The following is a 16,265-nucleotide window of genomic DNA, read 5'->3' as shown; positions in this document are numbered from 1 at the left end:
AAGGCTCTAGAGTCCCATGGAGTTCGGGACGCGGCCTTGCTGCAGATCAAATGAACGTCGCTTCGACCTGCGCAAGGTCCCAGCGCATGGTCCAATGCGCGCAGATGGCGAAGCGAAGTGCTGGACTGCTCATGTACCGTCGCAATGACGGCGTGCTCGAGGTGCTGCTGGTGCATCCCGGTGGGCCATTCTGGGCGCGGCGCAACGAGGGTGCATGGTCCTTTCCGAAGGGCGAATACGACAGTGGCGTCGAGACTGCCCTTGACGCCGCCAAACGGGAATTCACCGAGGAGACCGGCTTTGCGCCCGGCACGCGCCACGCGAGCCTGGGAGAGGCTCGCCAGCGCAGCGGCAAGCTCGTATCGGCCTGGGCCTTCGAAGGCGATTGCGATCCGCAGGCGCTCGAATCCAACACCTTCGAGCTCGAATGGCCGCCGCGATCAGGCAACTTCAAGAACTTCGCGGAAGCAGACCGGGCTGCCTGGTTCACGATGGCTGCAGCACGCAAAAGCATCCTTCCGGGGCTGGTCGTTTTCATCGACCGGCTCGAAGCGCTCAGCGCGTGAGCCCGACGGGCGGCGTCACCGGCACGAAGGTGGTGATAGAACCGCGCCGGATCAGCAGGGCCACGGTCTCGCCCTGCCGGACCGATTCGAGCGCTCTGTCCAGATCGCTGATCCTGGAGACGCCGACATCGTTGACAGCCAGGATCACGTCACCGAAGCGAAGACCTGCCCGCTGGGCGGATCCCGAAGTGGATCTCACATAGAGTCCTGGTTCGAGCAGCCCGCCCGTCTGCTTGGCTGTGCGCTCGACCAGGTCGAGTCCCAGTCGCGGCTCGCGTCCGTCCCGGGAGGCGACGCGCTGCGGAAGATCGGGTGCGCTTTGCGCAACGGTGAGTTTCACCGTTAGCGGCGCCTTGCGACGCCAGATATTCAGCGTGATCGAAGCGCCGGGGCGGGCAGCCGCAACGCGCTGCTGGATTTCCGGGTAGGCCGTCGCCGTGTTGGTGTCGACGCCCAGCACGACGTCACCGCTGCGAAGGCCCGCATTCGCCGCCGGTCCGCCGGCATCGACACGCACGATCAGCGCCCCCAACGCAGCGTCGAGCCCGAACGCGAGCGCAAGATCCGAGGTGAGCGCCTGAGTCCGGGCACCAATCTGCCCGCGCGTCACGCGCCCCGTCGACCGGAGCTCGGCGGCGACCCGCATGGCCGTGTCAATCGGCAGGCTGAACGACACCCCTAGATACCCGCCGCTCGCGGAATAGATCATCGAGTTCATCGCGACGACTTCGCCGCGCTTGTTAAAAAGAGGCCCCCCCGAATTGCCGGGATTGAGCGCGACGTCGGTCTGGATCAGGGGCTCGCCGGTGCCGCCGGGCAGGAAGCGCGGATTGGCGCTCACCAAGCCGGCGGTCACGCTTTGCTCGAATCCGAATGGCGCCCCCAGCGCTGCCACCCATTCTCCGGCGCAGAGGCGCGCGCTGCTGCCGATGGCAGCGACCGGCAGGTTTGTCGCGGCGATCTTCAGGAGCGCTACATCGGTGCGTCGGTCGAGCCCGACGACATCGGCCGGCCAACGACGCTGCCCGCCGACGAGGACCGCTGTCTCCTGGGCCCCGAGCACCACGTGCGCGCTGGTCAGCACGTACCCGTCGGCGCTGACGACAATGCCCGACGCAGATGCGCGCTCCGATCCCGGTCGGGATCGGGCCAGCATCCCGTTGTCATCGTTGTCGCCCCATTCTGTGCCTTGCCCGATCGCCAGCACGCTCACCACAGCCGGTGCCTGGCGTGCCACCGCTGCCACGAAGTCGACGCCCTGCCTCGGCGCGTCGGACGGGTCAAGACAGGGCCCGTCGCGAGGCCATGCATGCGTGGTGCCCAGTAACGCCAGTGCGCCGAGCGTCGCCGCCAGGACGCCGCGCGCGAACGGCTTGCTCAGCATCTCAGCGCACCAGCAAGACCGGCACCGTGCATTGCGCCAACACCTTCGTGGCGACGGAGCCGAGCACGAGATTCTTCAACGCGCCGGCACCGTGCGATCCCATGACCAGCAGATCGAACTTTCCCGCTTCTGCGTACGCAGCGATCTCGTCGGCCGGATGGCCCACTTTGTGAACCAAGGCCGCCTCGATACCGTGCTCCGAAAGGAACGCTCGAATCGGCTCAAGCACCAGCCGCGCGTCATCTTCGTAGTAGCCATGAACGAGTTCGGGCCCCGCGAAGGCAGCAGCCCGGTGTGGTACCGGGAGAACCGCATAGAAAACCGTATAGGTGTGAGCCGCGCCCAGCCCGTCCTTGTGCGCTGTCAGGTAGGAGAGCATGCGCTTCGTGTAGTCGCTGCCATCCACTGCGAGAAGAATTTTCATGATGTTCCTTCGAATCGAAAGTCCCGGATGGCCTGATGTTCGTCGCGCGCTCATCGATTTCCTTTGCGCCAAATCAATATGCAGCGCGCCATCATTCCGATACTGACCGTCTCAACCTGCACCGAAGGAGCGCGTCATGTACCAGCAGATCCTTGTTCCCATCGACGGCAGTCCGACATCGCGGCACGGCCTGGACGAGGCCATCCGCGTCGCCAAACTCACGCAAGGAAGGCTGCGGCTGCTCCATGTGATCGACGAACTGTCCTTCGCCCTCGCCATGGACGCCTACGCGGGATACGCCGATGACTGGCTGAACGTGCTGCGCGAGAACGGCAGGCGCCTTCTCGATGAGGCCGCAGCCACCGCCCAGGCCGCCGGCATCGAAGCCGACAAGGTGTTGTGCGACAGTTTTGCGGGCTCGGTCCACCAGGTGGTCAATGCCGAAGCCGCCAAGTGGCCCGCAGACTTGATCGTCCTGGGCACCCACGGCCGCCGCGGGGTCGGCCGCGTCGTCATGGGCAGCAGCGCGGAGCACATCCTGCGCTATGCCTCGGTGCCGGTTCTGCTGGTTCGTGCGCCGGAGGGCGAATCGAAGGGCGAACCGGTCCAGGCGCCGACGAGTGTCAGCTTGCCGACCGGCGCGCTGGCCTTCGAGTGATTGGATGCGCGTCGTCGCCTCACCAACACACGAAGGATGGGTCGCGTATCAGCGCATTCTGTTCCCGTCGATGGCAGCCCGACATCGAATCGCGGACTCGAAGAGGCCAACCGCGTCGCCAAGCTGACCCGCGGACGGACTTCGGCCACCATGATGCGCCGGGCCTCCTGCAGCCGCGGCATCGTTGTCCGCACGACGGACTGAGGCGCCCCCTCGGTTCATTTCCGCGAAGACTTGGCCTTGACCTCCAGAGACCCTTCGGCCTGCGGCCGGCCTGCCCAAAGCGCCGGACGTCGGGCGGCCCAGGGCATCGACTGCTCGAGCTGACCGGCCAGTCGTAGCAGCAGGTCTTCACGCGCAAAGCCGGCGGCGAACTGGATGCCGATGGGCAAGCCGTCGCCCGGCGCCACCGCCAGCGGCACGGACATCGCCGGTGTTCCCGCCACGTTGGCCGGCGGCGTGAAGGAGGCATGCCGGAAGACGCGTGCCGTCCACTCCAGGCCGCTCATGCGATCGGCGCCCTCGCTGTAGGTCGCAAGCAGCCCCGGCAGCTGCGGGAGCGTGGGCGTCATCAACACGTCCATCTTCGCGAACCATTCACCGACGGCGCGCGCGACGGTATTGCGCACTTCGAGCGCAGCGGCGAAGTCGACGGCGCTCGCGCTGCGGCCATAGCGATAGTTCGCGAGCGTGGAAGGCTCGAGAGTCGTCGCATCGATGGGGCGGCCGGTTGCGGCGGCAAGTCCGTCGATCCAGCGCACCAGCGTGGCGCACCAGATCTGCGCGTTGGCATGGACGAAGGCCTCCCACGACACGCCAAGTTCCGGCGTGGCCTCTTCGACATGATGGCCGAGCGACTGGAGGTGGCGCGCCGCGTCGCGCGTGGCCTGCGCAATAGGCTGCGACGTGGGCACGCCGTTCCACGAGTGGACCATCAGCCCGATGCGCAGCCTGCCAGGGTCGCGCCCCACCTCTGACAGGAAGCTGCCCGCGGGCGGTGCGGTGTAGTAGGGGTCGCCGGCCGAGTATCCCTGCACCGCGTCCATCAGGGCGGCGCTGTCGCGAACCGTGCGACTGACGCCAAGTTGCACGCCGAGGCCCGCGAACACTTCATCGAGGGCCGGGCCGTTGGACGTGCGGCCCCTCGTGGGCTTGAGGCCGAACAAGCCGTTGTAGGCAGCGGGCACGCGGATCGAGCCTGCTGCATCCGTTGCATGCGCCATCGGTACCACGCCCGCCGCGACGGCTGCGCCGGAGCCACCACTGGAGCCGCCCGCGCTGAGGCGGGTGTCCCAAGGGTTGCCGGTTGCCCCTTGCAATGCGGACTCTGTTTCCGTGCTGAAGGCCATTTCGGGCGTTGTCGTGCGCCCGATGGTGACCAGGCCGGCTTTCCTGAAATGGCGCATGAGACTCGAGTCGCCAGATGCGACCACACCCTTGGCCAGCCGGCTGCCGAGTTCGTTCTTCCTGCCTGCCATCTGGATGGCGAGATCCTTGATCAGAAACGGCACGCCCGCGAGCGGGCTGCCGGTCGCCGGCGTAGCCAGATCCGATTCTTCAGGCGCCCAGTGCTCGACCACGGCATTGATTCGGGGGTTCACGGCATCCGCCGCGGCCCTTGCGAGCGCAGCAAGTTCTGCCGGCTGGATTTCGCCGGCAGCGACGAGCTGTCCCAGGCCGACGGCGTCATAGGTCGTGTATTCGCTCAGGTTCATGGTGTTTCTCCAGAAGGTGGAGCACCAAAGATAGGGAAAGCGAGCCGTTTTGATTAGCCCACTCGGACGGCAAGAGCTGGACCATAGATGGGACAATGCCGGACGTGCGAACCGTCGAGGGGACGTTGATCATGGCAAGAGATATGAACGACACGCTCGTGTTCGTCCGCGTCGTACAGGAAGGCAGCTTCACTGCCGCGGCGCGCGCACTGCAGATCCCCAAGACCACGGTCAGTCGACGCGTCTACGAACTGGAGAAGTACATGGGCGCGCAGTTGCTTCGGCGCACAACGCGCAAGCTGAGCCTGACCGAAGCGGGGGCGATCTATTTCGAGCAATGTCGATCCATCGCCAGCACACTCGAGGCCGCCGAGGGTGCCGTACACCAACTGCGCGACGGCCCGCGGGGGTGGCTGCGCGTGACCATGCCCTACTCGTTCGGCGTGAGCTGGTTCGCCCCGCTGCTCCCCGGTTTCCGCGCGAGCTACCCCGACGTGAGGCTGGAGATCCTGGCCTCGCACGCGACACTCGACCTGGTCGAGGATGAGATCGACATTGCATTGCGCCTCGGCGAGTTGCCGGACTCCAGCCTCGTGGCACGGCGACTCGCGAGCTTCCCTTCGGGCATGTTTGCAAGTCCTGCCTACCTTCGGCGCGCGGGAGCACCCGAAACGCCCGAAGCCCTGCGCGATCATCCGACACTGGCGCTGCATCAGGCGCGCCGCGACGTCGGCTACGTGTGGCCACTGCGAAAGGGCAGCGGCAAGGCTCGCGGCTACCTGATCGACCCGGTCGTTGTGGCAAGCGATCCGGCTCTGCTCTATGACGCTTTGTGCCAAGGGGAAGGCATCTCACTGGCTATGGAACAGAGCATGGCGATGGATGTCAAGGCGCGCCGCTTGGTGCGCGTTCTGCCACAGTGGATCGGCCCGCCCCAGGATCTCAATGCGCTTTCTTCACGGGAGCGGATGCCGTCTCCGAAGGTGCAGGCATTCATCTCCTATCTCAAGGAAAGGCTCAGGTTCGACGGGGTCTGAGTGCGCGCATGCAGAGAGGCGATCTTTATTGATTCGCGCGGCGGTCTTTATTCTTGTCGACGAACCTTATTGGGATCAGGAGCGGAGCGCATTCTGCGTACTCGCCGGCACCCGTACTGCTGGTCCGTGCTCAGTAGATCGAATCGGAGGCGCGGCGGGCCCGTCTCGGAGATCCGCGAGCCTCGCGCCCGCCCTGGCGTTCGAATGATGAGACAGACGGTTCACGCAATATTTCCTACGGATGCGCCGCATTGACGGTACGGTTAAGCGGGCGATCTAGATTGAGGCCGTGCCTCACCGCTTTCCTACCCTCTTCCAGAAGCGAGGCGCGCCAAGGAGACTGTGATGAACGCCTCGCATGCATCCAGCGGCTACGAACTGCGCTTCCGCCCGCTCTTCGCCGACCGACGCGCCTACGCCTTCCCGTGCGACGCGGCAGGCCATGTCGACATGGATTCGCTCGGTGAACGTGCGCTCAACAACTATCTCTATGCGCGCGCCATGATGGGACACGAGCTTTCGTGGCCGGACGTGACTCCGAGCCTTCCACATTGAGCGTCGCCGCCGACGGGCGCTGGCGACCCATCCTCCACGTCGAATGAGGATCCGGTGCGCCCGACTTCGGTGCGCCGCCAGCTCAAGTCACGGGGACAGCGCAAGCCAACGCGCGCTCAGCGCAGCCGTATCCACCGGCTCGTCCGTGACGACTTCAAGCGCGAGGGCGCACTCGTCCGGATCCAGCGGCTCGTGGGTGGCAAGCTGCCGCTCCAGCACGGCCAAGGTCGCCTCGGACGCGTCGCCTCCCTCGGCGTCGCGCGCCACCACTCGCCGACGCAACTGCGTTTCGGCCGCACGGCAACGAAGAATCGAGAACGGCACACGCAGCTCGGCCGCCAGGGCCCGGAATGCCAGCCGCTCGTCGCGGCGCAGGAAGGCCGCGTCGACGATCACCGGGTAGCCGGCCTGCAGAGCCGTCCGCGCGCACTCGGCCAACCGGGCCAAAGTGCGCTGCGTCGCGTCCTGCGTGTAGATCCCGGCATGCTGATCGGCTGAACGTTGCTGCGCTCCCAGTCCGAAGAGGCGTTTGCGCTCGACGTCTGACCGGATGCGGATCGCGCCCGCAGCCGCCAGCAGCGCCGCGGCCATGGTCGACTTCCCCGAGCCGGACAACCCGTGCGTGATCATCAGGCGCGACGCGTCGCCCGGGGTCTGCGCAAGCTGTCCCGCACAGGCCAGGTAGTCCGGCTCGACGGGCGGCGCAACATCAGCGCCTGCGCGCGCGCGCAGTCGGCAGACCAGCGCGCGCACCAGGGCCCGGTACACCTCGTAGAAGCGCAACACCGGCACACCGGTGTAGTCGCCGCTGTACTGCAGGTACGCGTCGAGAAAGCGGAATGCGAGATCCTTGCGACCATGCACCTTCAGGTCCATCGTGAGAAAGGCGACGTCGCTCATTACGTCGATCCAGCGCAGAGCAGGATCGAATTCGATGCAGTCGAAGGCGGTCAGATGGCCATCGATCAGCACCACGTTGGCCAGATGAAGGTCGCCATGGCATTCACGCACCGCACCGCTGCGCTGCCGCGCAAACCAGGCCGTGCGCAGTGCCCTCCTTTGCTCGAAAACCCAAGCCTGCAGATCTCTTGTGCGCTTCGCGCCACCATCGGCGCGCAGACGTGCCAATGCATCGACTGCCGGGCGACCCACCTGGGCCGGAGCACCGAACTCGGACGCCGGCGCGGCAACCTGTGCCTGCGCGTGGAAAGCAGCCAGCCGCTGCGCGAACTGTTCAAGACAGCCATCCTCCAGCCGTCCGGCCGGCAGCAGGCGTTGCAGCAATGCATCCTCGGGAAAACGCCGCATGCAGACGACGAAGTCGATGGGATCGCCGGCACCCAGGCGCGGAGCCTGCGTGGTGCCGGTCACCGGCACCACGCCGAGGTACAGCGAAGGCGCAAGCCGCCGGTTGAGGCGCACTTCCTCCTCGCAGAAGTGCTTGCGTGCCACGAGCGTGCTGAAGTCAACGAAACCCAGGGAGACGGGCTTCTTCAGCTTGTAGGCCATCTGCGCGGTCAGCAGCACCCAGGAGATATGGGTTTCCACCAGCGAGACCGCTTGGCCGGTGTCCGACTGCAGGCGCTCGCGCAGCGCCGTCACCAGCGTACGGTCTGCTGCGACGGCCGCGGAATCCGGCGACTTCATGCCAACAGTGTCCATGGCCTGGCTCCACCCGTTCCGAACGTGGGATCGGCCGAGACTACTTCGCCTTGCGCTTCTTGCCGCGTCTGACCTTCTCCTTGACCTGTTGCTGGTCGGCCTTGTGCAACAACTGCTTCTTGAACTCCCCGATCGCCGATCTGTCATGCGCGTAGCTGATGACACGGTAGGCATGGCGGGCGACGTTGCCGCTTCCCACGTTGCAGATGACCGTGTCATTCTCGCCGTCGAAATCGGGGGCCTCTTGGCCGAGCCAGTCGTGGTTCTCGATGGTGGTTTCGATGCGGCAATCTGCCGGCAGCCCGATGCCCATCCTCCTGAGAAACTCCCGCGGCTTCCCGAGATAGGCCTTGAATTCCAGGGGCGTGCACTCCCAGAAATGGGCGTTGAAAGGTTCAGCCCGAATGATTTTGGACCGGGCGGAGAGATCGACGATTTTTGTGGGCATGCTCAGGCTCCTGGACAGCTTGAAGGAACAAGAAGGAGGCGGTCACCCCCGATGGCAAGCTGTTGCTCAACGGTGGGCACGCGGAAGTCTCATTTCCCAGTTTCTTCGCAGGACCGGATGGCAGCCTTGACGCGCATCAAGGGCCACATCGATCACGAAGCAGCCGCGTCCCGATGCGGCTGCCACGGTCCTGCAAGCCGCGACCGTGTGCCGATCGCCGACGCAGCCGCCAGCGCAGCCGGTGTCGGTTTTCACCTCACCTTGAATTTTTTGCAGCTTGGTTTGAACTCGCGCGCGCGGCCTGGTGCGGAACGCTACTTGACTTGCGCCAGCGCGCCGCCTAACCCTCGTGTTCGGCTGGCGTATGCGCACCGCCCTATCAGGCCCGGCGCCGGAATCGCCGCTGCCCATGGGGAAGGGCAGAATGCGTTGTTTCAGGGCCAAGATGCAGACGTTGATCCAACCTTCACACCAATGACTTGGTCCAACATTTCGCTCTTTCTCGTTCCGTTTGTGATTGCAGCGGCACTGCCCGGCCCCGCCCAGGGGACACTTGTGGCAACGGTGCTATCGCAGGGGAAGTCATCCGCATTGCCTTTTGCGACGGGTATGGTCTTCGGGAATGCTGTGTGGCTGGTAGCAACGATCTTGGGCCTTGCCGCAATGGCATTGCGCTATGAGTCGCTGTTCGTCGCAGTGAAGTGGCTGGGCGTTGCATACCTGCTTTACGTCGCGTGGCGGCTTTGGTCCGCCCCTGCCGTGATCCAAGCCTCGGACGAGGGGAAGTCCAGCGGGCTTTTTGCCGGCATGCTGCTCACGCTTGGGAACCCGAAAGCAGTGGTGTTCTTCGGGGCAATCCTCCCGCAAGCGTTTGACCTGAGCGCAGTCACGCTCGCGCAAGCTACGCTGATCGTGGCTCTCGGCGTGGCCGTAGACTTCGCAGTCCAGTGCGTCTACCTGACCGCAGCAAGCAAAGCTCGCAGGCTGGTCTCCACGCCGGCCCATCTTCGGTTGGTCAATAGGGGCGCTGCAACCATGATTTGTGGTTGCGCACTGCTGGTTGCACGTAGATCCTAGTAGCCGTGCAGCGCCCGCTAGGGGCGCCTTCGGCACTCCGTCAGTGGACGGCAGCGGCCCCAAGCGGACCTGCCAAAGGTCCGCTCTGTGGCTTGGCGAACTTCTGCTCGGGGCTGCGGATTCAACCGGCTGTTCGCGGCCTGGCCGTCGGTGCCTCGTGACCCTTCTCGAGATCCGGAAAATTCAAAGAGGGGCGAGAAAGCCGCCCGAAAATTCAGACCGTGTTGCGCAGCGGGTTCAAAGTGACCTGGTAGATCTGCTCCAAGTCCTTGATGCGCGACGCCTCGGGGGTTGCGTCCTCGGCGCCGATCGACAGCCGGGATCAATACCAGTACCCCAAGATCGCGAAACCGATCGCGGACACGCCGCATCGGGCTGTGCGGGTCACCTCGGTCAGCCGATTCTTGCCGGGATGGCCCTGTCGCCGCGCCGCCCGTTCAGCCGGCAGGCCAATCTGCGGATCCACCTCCGGGTGCAAGCCCGGGGTTTCCGCAGAATGCAGGCGCGCGTTGACAATCGCGAGACCTAGGGCCCGCCCCCAATGCCACTGGCTGGCGCATCCCGTCTCACACCTCGGCCGTTTCGTGCGGCGCCGCTGCGCGGCTTGCTTCGCCGTCTGCCTGGTGGACATTGACCAGCAGCACCGGGATCGGTGAGATGCGCAGTACCTGTTCCGCATCGCTGCCCAGCAGCACACGCCCGACGCCGTGGCGGCCGTGCGTGCCGATCACGATGAGTTCGGCGTTCCAGGCCCTCGCCTGGTCGGCGACGAGTTCCGATACGCGACCCGCAAGCGAGGTAAAGAGCACTGTTTCCGCCTTGATTCCGGCGCGCTGCGCACGCTCCCTCCCCTGCCGGAGAATCTGCTCGCCCGCTGCTTCCATCAGCGGGACCACGTCCGAACTGTAGGCGGCGAAGGTCTCGAAGCCGGTCACATACTTCAGCTCGTCCACGACGTGGACGAGCCTCAGCGTCGCGCCCGTGAGCTTGGCCAGACGAAGGGCCTCATCCAGGCCACGCAGGGAGGTCGGGCTGCCATCGATGGGAACCAGAATGCGTTGGTACATGACTATCCCTCGAGTGGGGCGGTAAGAGTTCGCTATCAGTTTCAGCGCCAGGCGGCCCCTCGACCTTGATGCACGTCAACTCAAGGCCGCGCTGTCGCACGCGCCCGCTCAATGCGCAATCAGGATTGGAAAGGTCATATGCGCGAGGATCTGCTGCGTGACGCCGCCGAGCACCATCTCGCGCAGGCGCGAGTGGCCATAGCCGCCCATCACCATCAGGTCGGCGCCGAGATCGCAGGCCCGCGAAAGCAGCGCGGCGGCGATGTCGATCTCGATCACGTCCTCCTCAGCCGTCGCCTTGATGCCGTGCCTCTGGAGCCACTGGAGCGTTTCGGCAACAAGCAGTCGCGCCGGCTCATGAGGCTCGCCGAGCCTGCGACAAAAAACGAGCTTCACCTGGCGCGCCTTGGCCAGCAGCGGCAACGCAGCGCGCATTGCCACCGCCGACGCGCGGGATCCATCCCACGCGACGAACACGTTCTTCACTTTCGGCTCGGCGCTTCCCGCGTAGGGCACGACCAGCACAGGACGACCGGCCTGCAGCATCACGCGCGGCACGAGGCCGTGCGCCGGCGCGTCCGACCTCGCCGAGCGATCCTCCTGGCCTAGCACGATCAGGTCGCTCGAGCGACCATGCTGCACGATGGCATCGACTGCCGTCCCATCGGTCAGTCGAATCTCGTGCGACACGGGAATCGGCCCGGACACCCGGACCTTGAAACTTTCGCTGATCGCCTCCGCGCGCCGGCGCAAATGGTCCGCCGATTCGGCAATGAAGTCGGTGACACCCGTTGGGATCGCATCCGCGGGAATGACGCCGTCATACAAACCAGTCGGCACGAGGCCGATCAGGTGGCTGCCGTGCGCCCTGGCGAGCCCGGCCGCGAACGCGACGCGGGCGGAACACCTGTCCGTGTGGTCCAGGTGAACCAGGATGGTCTTGAAGTCCATGGGTCATCCTTTCGAAGATGTTCGCATCCTCGATCACTTCTCGCGCACCCACCTTGACGGCGATCAAAGCGCAGCACGCCCGAGTCGACGGCTCGAACACTGGAAGCTTGATCCAGCGCAACAACCTGCACGCCACAACGATGGAATATGTCAAGCGTTCGGGGCGAAACAGGAAAGGCGCCCAGGTCGCGCAGCCGACATGGCAACCGAGCACTTCCGTTGTTCGCTCCTTGGCTTCAAGACTGAAGGAGACCCGGCGATGTGCACGAATCTCTTGGGAATGCTCGCTGACGCGAAGCTCCCCCTCACCATTGCCGACAAGGCCCTCATTGACCGGTTGCGGATGCTTGACGCCATGGGATACGTCAAGGCATTCATTCCAGCCGTCCACGTCGATTGCGACAACTGTGCGCGTCAGGAACCCGCCATCGCCCTAGAGGTGACGCCACGCGGTCGAAAGGCGTTGAGCGACGAGCAGAGCCTAGAGGCCGCGCAGGTGCAGCGGCCGGCACAGATGCTGCCGCAGGGGGAGCCTTCGCGCGGCGCCCATCTAGCTTGGTGGCACGGCGGCAGGAGACTTCGATCTGGCACTTGAGCGGAGAAAGAGGCAATGGCCGGCGGCTGCATCGCGCTTGTCCCTTGATCGAGCGCAAAGCGCTTCCAGCACTCGAGATCGATACTAACTACGCATCAAGCAGCGGAGACAGCATGACCAAAGTTCTCGTCGTCAGCTATTCCTATACGGGCACTTCCCGCCGGGTGGCGCAACTTCTGCGCGATCAGCAAGGCTGGGAGGTGGCCGAGATCGCGGAGGTCCGGCCGCGCAGCGGCGCGTTCGGGAACTTGCGCTGTCTTCTCGATTCCCTGTTCCGACGCTGTCCGGAGATTCGGTATGGCGGCCCGCCGCCCAGGCACTTCGACACGGTGGTGCTGGTGTCCCCCATCTGGGGACAGCAACTTGCCGGACCCATGCGCAGCTTCGTCACGAGGCGGCGCGATCACCTGCCCGATGTGGCCGTGGTGTCAGTCATGGGCGGCAGCGGTGCGCCCAACGCCGTTGCCGAGATCGGCCGCATCATCGGTCGCGCTCCCATCCTGAGCACCGCGCTCACCATGCAAGAGGTCAACGACGGCAGCTGCGCGGATCGCCTGCAGAGGTTCGGCACGGCGGTATGGCACGCCAGTGTGCAACGCAGAGGACACACAACCGGTCATGCGGACGATCAACATGTCACCTCAGGCGCTCCGATGGGCGCGATCGAAACCGGTCCAACGTCCCCAACTCCTCGAGATATTCCATGTACGGCTTCACCGTCACGCTGAGCCACACTCCCTTCGACGAGGTCGTGGCCAAGGTCATTGATGCGCTCAGGGGTGAAGGCTTCGGCGTCCTTAGCGACATCGACATGCAGCGCACGATGAAGGACAAGCTCGACATCAACACGCGTCCGTATCGCATCCTTGGCGCCTGCCACCCGCGGCTCGCGCACCGGGCCTTGCAAGCCGAACCCGACATCGGTCTGCTGCTGCCGTGCAATGTGGTGGTGCGCGAAGAGGGACCTGAACGTGTGATCGTCGGTTTTCTGAATCCGCAGACCATGGTCGGGCTGACGAGCGCCAAGGAGATCCAGGCGATCGCCGACGATGCGGAGCAGCGCCTGCGTCGCGCAGGCGCACGCCTGTGCGCCTAGAAAATTGATCTGGCGCAAAGGTCCACGCGAGCTACAGGCCAAGAATGGTTTGCCCGCCCGCATGGCCGGTGGCGAGCACCCTCCTGATGCGGCCGGCAAGGAACACCCATGTACCAACACATTCTGGTCCCCCTGGACGGCAGTGCAACTGCAGAGCGTGGCTTGCGCGAAGCGATGCGGCTCGCCGCCGAGCAGAAGGGGAGACTGCGTCTGCTGCATGTCATCGACAACCTTCCGATGCTGATGGACATGGCGGCAGCCTCCAGCTTCGAGACGACGATGCGCGAAGTTCGTGCATATGGCGAGGCGCTGCTGGCCAAGAGCCGCAAGACTGCCACCGAGGCAGGCGTGGAGACCGAGACCGTCTTGCGCGAAGTCATGCAGGGCCGCGTCGCAGATGTCGTGGTGGACGAGGCCGGGAAATCCGGTTGCGACCTGATCGTCATGGGCACGCACGGCCGCCGCGGCTTCAGCCGACTGGCGCTGGGCAGCGACGCCGACCTGGTGGTACGCGGCAGCCCCGTGCCGGTCCTGCTGGTGCGCAACGAGCCGGTCGACGCCTGAGCCGGCGGCCCCGTGCTTCGGATCACCGCCCTTCTTCCCGCCATCGGACTCGCGTGTCTTCTCGGCGCGTGTGCCGCGAGCCTTGGGCCAACGCCTGAGGCAAGCGCCGGGGGCGAAGTCGCCGCACCGGCCGCGCCGGCCGCGCCTGTCTTCTCGTCGCTCGTGGCGAGCCGCAACGCCACCGTGGTGGACATCAGTACCCTGCGCATCGGGCGCGACGAAGGTCGCGAAGATATCGAGCAGGAATTCGCTCCCGAGAACGATTTCGCCGACCGGCTGGCCTGGCCGCTGCCAGCGAGCGTGCGGCTCAGCGAGGTCCGCGACCTCGCCTCGGGCGTGATTCTCACGAGCGACGGGCTGATTCTCACCAGCGCGCACGTGATCGCCAACGTCGACGAGGCGCAGGTCCGCCTCGACGACGGCCGCCGCTTCTCGGCCCGCGTGGTCGGTGTCGACAGACGCACCGACGTCGGGCTGCTGAAGATCGACGCAGCCGGCCTGCCCGTCGCCGTCATCGGCGACTCCTCGCACCTGGCGCCGGGCGACTGGGTGGCCGCCATCGGTGCGCCGTTCGGATTCCATAGCAGCGTGACGACGGGCGTGGTCAGCGCCACGAACCGCTTCATCGGCGGCGGCGGCGAGATTCCCTTCATCCAGACCGACGTCGCCATCAATCCCGGCAGTTCAGGCAGCCCCTTGTTCAACGGCCGCGGTGAGGTCGTCGCCATCAACTCGATGATCTACAGCGGCAGCGGCGGCTACATGGGCCTGTCCTTTGCCGTACCGATCAACCTGGCGATGAGGATCGTCACCCAGCTGCGCACGGTCGGCGTGGTTCAGCGCGCGCAACTCGGCGCCGAGTTCCAGGAGATGACGCCCGCGCTGGCGCAGTCTTTCGCGCTGCCCGACGTGGCCGGCGCCCTGGTGGTGCGGGTGGATGCGGACAGCCCTGCCGAGGCGGCTGGCCTGCTCCGAGGCGACATCGTCAGGGCGTTCGACGGTGTCCGGATCGTGCATTTCTCCGAGTTGCTGCAGCAGGTATCGAACCGGCCAGCCGGCGCCCAAACCAGACTGGATGTGTGGCGCCATGGAGCAAAGCGCACGCTCTGGGCCATCCTCGGCCACCAGCCCCCGATCCGGACTTTCGCGCGCAACGACGTTGAGCGTGAACGCAGCGGCGCCCTGGGGCTGAGCCTGAGCGAAGTCCCGGCAGCACTGCGCCACCAGCTGCGCGTCGACGGCGGCCTGCTGGTCCGCGAAGCTACCGGCGCTGCACGTAGCGAAGGCATCCGCTCAGGCGACCTCATCGTCGCCATCAACGACACCCGGCTCGAGCGCGTCGACGATTTCGCCCGTACGCTGGCGCAACTGCCGCCCGGCCAGACGATCGCGCTGCTGGTGATGCGCGACAGAAGGCTGGCCTACGTGCCGGTCAAGCTCCCCGCGCAGCGCCAGCGCAGCCAGCCGTTGCGTTGAGAGACCTCAGGCGGCCCGGCGCCCCAGATCGTGCGGCCGTTCCATCCATTGCGCGCGGCGGCCGGCGTCCATCGATTCGACCGCGCCGATCAGGGTGTCGCGCACCGGCGCGACCCCGTCCAAGCCGAGGATGCTGCGCTTCAGTGCCTTGAGCTGTGGGCACGGAAGTACCAGCGGTAGAGGATGGCCGGCATCCCCATCGTGATCACGATTCGCGCGCTGCGGCCGCTCAGCGGCCTGCCGGGCCTGGTCCCCCCGTCGACAAACAACCCGACAGCCGGCCGCATGACTTGCTCCATGAATCCCTTCAGCAAGGCCGACATGCCACCGAGCCAGAGCGGGAAGAAGAAGACCAGATGCTCGGCATCCTTGATGGCCAGCTGGGAGGCCATCAGGCTCTGCGGCAGCGTGCCCTTGTCCCAGTCGCTCTTGCTGCGCAACAGCGGAAAGTCGAGCTGGCCGACATCGATCGTCTCGACCACATGCCCCGCGCTGCGAGCCCCTTGCGCATACGCCTCGCTCAGGGCATGGCATAGATGGGGCGTGGAGCCATCGGGATGGCCCTGAATGATGAGGATGCGCTTCGCCATGTGCAACGCCTCGCGCCGCCGACTCAGTTCACGGCCGCGCCCCCGCGGCTCGGTCGCGGCTCCTGTGTGCCGCCGGTACCAGCACGCCCACCGTATTGGATGCCGGCGTGAAGCCATAGAAGCTGTCGTTCAGGTGCCGCGTGACCTCAAGCACATCCTCTTCGCTCCAATCGAGCGCCGCCACCGCTTGCCAGCGCCGCACCTGCAGCTTGAGGCTGTTCCAGTCGGTGGCCAGCTTCCTGTCGCGCCAGTGCACCTGCGTGGTGTGGCAGGCAATGCAGTGGGTCGCGTAGAGCAACTCGCCGCGCGATTGAGCGCTTGCCGTGGGCGCGCAGGCCAGCGCGCTGGCCAGCACGCATGCTGCCAGCAGCGCCGATGCGGGGCTTCCCATTCCGGTCAT

Annotated in this window: 19 protein-coding genes; 10 read left to right on the top strand and 9 right to left on the bottom strand. The window is 65.7% G+C overall.

Annotated features, from left to right (window positions below; translation table 11 throughout):
- Nucleotides 1-86: 86 nt before the first annotated feature.
- On the top strand, nt 87-566 hold the full coding sequence (locus ACSQ89_RS32370) for an NUDIX domain-containing protein (protein WP_436297266.1): 480 nt from the start codon (nt 87-89) through the stop codon (nt 564-566).
- Here the strand turns inward: ACSQ89_RS32370 and ACSQ89_RS32365 are convergent.
- Both ACSQ89_RS32365 and ACSQ89_RS32360 read right to left on the bottom strand, forming a co-directional pair.
- Complete coding sequence (locus ACSQ89_RS32365) at nt 556-1,950, bottom strand: trypsin-like peptidase domain-containing protein (RefSeq protein WP_436294618.1); 1,395 nt, start codon at nt 1,948-1,950, stop codon at nt 556-558. The genes ACSQ89_RS32370 and ACSQ89_RS32365 overlap by 11 nt on opposite strands.
- A gap of 1 nt (nt 1,951) precedes the next feature.
- Nucleotides 1,952-2,374, bottom strand: coding sequence for a universal stress protein (locus tag ACSQ89_RS32360; protein WP_093110377.1), 423 nt, complete (start codon nt 2,372-2,374; stop codon nt 1,952-1,954).
- A gap of 136 nt (nt 2,375-2,510) precedes the next feature.
- Between ACSQ89_RS32360 and ACSQ89_RS32355 the strand changes: the two genes are divergently transcribed.
- Nucleotides 2,511-3,032 (top strand): universal stress protein, encoded by a 522-nt coding sequence (locus tag ACSQ89_RS32355; RefSeq protein WP_436296839.1) that lies wholly within the window; start codon nt 2,511-2,513, stop codon nt 3,030-3,032.
- 218 nt (nt 3,033-3,250) lie between these two features.
- Here ACSQ89_RS32355 and ACSQ89_RS32350 read toward each other — a convergent pair whose 3' ends face one another.
- Nucleotides 3,251-4,747: an amidase gene (locus ACSQ89_RS32350; RefSeq protein ID WP_436296838.1), complete on the bottom strand. Its 1,497-nt coding sequence runs from the start codon at nt 4,745-4,747 to the stop codon at nt 3,251-3,253.
- Between the two features lie 143 nt (nt 4,748-4,890).
- Here ACSQ89_RS32350 and ACSQ89_RS32345 point away from each other — a divergent pair, with 143 nt between their 5' ends.
- Entirely contained in the window at nt 4,891-5,784 is an 894-nt protein-coding gene (locus ACSQ89_RS32345) for a LysR substrate-binding domain-containing protein (protein WP_436294615.1), read from the top strand.
- A gap of 345 nt (nt 5,785-6,129) precedes the next feature.
- Nucleotides 6,130-6,339: a hypothetical protein gene (locus ACSQ89_RS32340; protein WP_436294614.1), complete on the top strand. Its 210-nt coding sequence runs from the start codon at nt 6,130-6,132 to the stop codon at nt 6,337-6,339.
- Nucleotides 6,340-6,426: 87 nt separating this feature from the next.
- Here ACSQ89_RS32340 and ACSQ89_RS32335 read toward each other — a convergent pair whose 3' ends face one another.
- Nucleotides 6,427-8,001, bottom strand: coding sequence for an AAA family ATPase (locus tag ACSQ89_RS32335; RefSeq protein ID WP_436294613.1), 1,575 nt, complete (start codon nt 7,999-8,001; stop codon nt 6,427-6,429).
- 40 nt (nt 8,002-8,041) lie between these two features.
- Nucleotides 8,042-8,449, bottom strand: coding sequence for a hypothetical protein (locus tag ACSQ89_RS32330; protein WP_436294612.1), 408 nt, complete (start codon nt 8,447-8,449; stop codon nt 8,042-8,044).
- Nucleotides 8,450-8,575: 126 nt separating this feature from the next.
- On the opposite strand from ACSQ89_RS32330, the gene ACSQ89_RS32325 reads away from it, so the two are divergent.
- A complete protein-coding gene (locus ACSQ89_RS32325; protein WP_436294611.1) occupies nt 8,576-9,526 on the top strand; it encodes a LysE family translocator in 951 nt (316 codons plus the stop codon).
- A 566-nt stretch (nt 9,527-10,092) separates the two neighbouring features.
- On the opposite strand, the gene ACSQ89_RS32320 is transcribed toward ACSQ89_RS32325, so the two are convergent.
- Nucleotides 10,093-10,593 (bottom strand): universal stress protein, encoded by a 501-nt coding sequence (locus tag ACSQ89_RS32320; RefSeq protein WP_436294610.1) that lies wholly within the window; start codon nt 10,591-10,593, stop codon nt 10,093-10,095.
- A 108-nt stretch (nt 10,594-10,701) separates the two neighbouring features.
- Nucleotides 10,702-11,544, bottom strand: a complete 843-nt coding sequence (locus tag ACSQ89_RS32315; protein ID WP_436294609.1) for a universal stress protein — start codon at nt 11,542-11,544, stop codon at nt 10,702-10,704.
- Between ACSQ89_RS32315 and ACSQ89_RS32310 the strand changes: the two genes are divergently transcribed.
- The 5 genes from ACSQ89_RS32310 to ACSQ89_RS32290 all read left to right on the top strand — a co-directional run bounded on the left by ACSQ89_RS32310 (nt 11,534) and on the right by ACSQ89_RS32290 (nt 15,275).
- Entirely contained in the window at nt 11,534-12,139 is a 606-nt protein-coding gene (locus ACSQ89_RS32310; protein ID WP_436294608.1) for a hypothetical protein, read from the top strand. The genes ACSQ89_RS32315 and ACSQ89_RS32310 overlap by 11 nt on opposite strands.
- A gap of 113 nt (nt 12,140-12,252) precedes the next feature.
- Complete coding sequence (locus ACSQ89_RS32305; RefSeq protein WP_436294607.1) at nt 12,253-12,867, top strand: flavodoxin family protein; 615 nt, start codon at nt 12,253-12,255, stop codon at nt 12,865-12,867.
- Nucleotides 12,843-13,235 carry a DUF302 domain-containing protein gene (locus tag ACSQ89_RS32300; RefSeq protein WP_436294606.1) on the top strand — a complete coding sequence of 131 codons (393 nt, stop codon included), beginning with the start codon at nt 12,843-12,845 and terminating at the stop codon, nt 13,233-13,235. The genes ACSQ89_RS32305 and ACSQ89_RS32300 overlap by 25 nt, the downstream gene beginning before the upstream one ends.
- A gap of 108 nt (nt 13,236-13,343) precedes the next feature.
- The gene (locus tag ACSQ89_RS32295) at nt 13,344-13,799 is read left to right on the top strand and encodes a universal stress protein (protein WP_436294605.1); all 456 of its coding nucleotides are present in this window, start codon (nt 13,344-13,346) and stop codon (nt 13,797-13,799) included.
- A gap of 162 nt (nt 13,800-13,961) precedes the next feature.
- On the top strand, nt 13,962-15,275 hold the full coding sequence (locus ACSQ89_RS32290; RefSeq protein ID WP_436296837.1) for a trypsin-like peptidase domain-containing protein: 1,314 nt from the start codon (nt 13,962-13,964) through the stop codon (nt 15,273-15,275).
- Nucleotides 15,276-15,415: 140 nt separating this feature from the next.
- On the opposite strand, the gene ACSQ89_RS32285 is transcribed toward ACSQ89_RS32290, so the two are convergent.
- Both ACSQ89_RS32285 and ACSQ89_RS32280 read right to left on the bottom strand, forming a co-directional pair.
- Nucleotides 15,416-15,865: an NAD(P)H-dependent oxidoreductase gene (locus tag ACSQ89_RS32285; protein WP_436294603.1), complete on the bottom strand. Its 450-nt coding sequence runs from the start codon at nt 15,863-15,865 to the stop codon at nt 15,416-15,418.
- 28 nt (nt 15,866-15,893) lie between these two features.
- Nucleotides 15,894-16,265 carry a c-type cytochrome gene (locus ACSQ89_RS32280; RefSeq protein ID WP_436294602.1) on the bottom strand — a complete coding sequence of 124 codons (372 nt, stop codon included), beginning with the start codon at nt 16,263-16,265 and terminating at the stop codon, nt 15,894-15,896.

Source organism: Variovorax sp. LjRoot175, from assembly GCF_964253805.1.
In the GTDB taxonomy this organism is placed as follows: Bacteria; Pseudomonadota; Gammaproteobacteria; order Burkholderiales; family Burkholderiaceae_C; genus Variovorax.
This window is presented reverse-complemented; position numbering and strand designations above follow the sequence as displayed.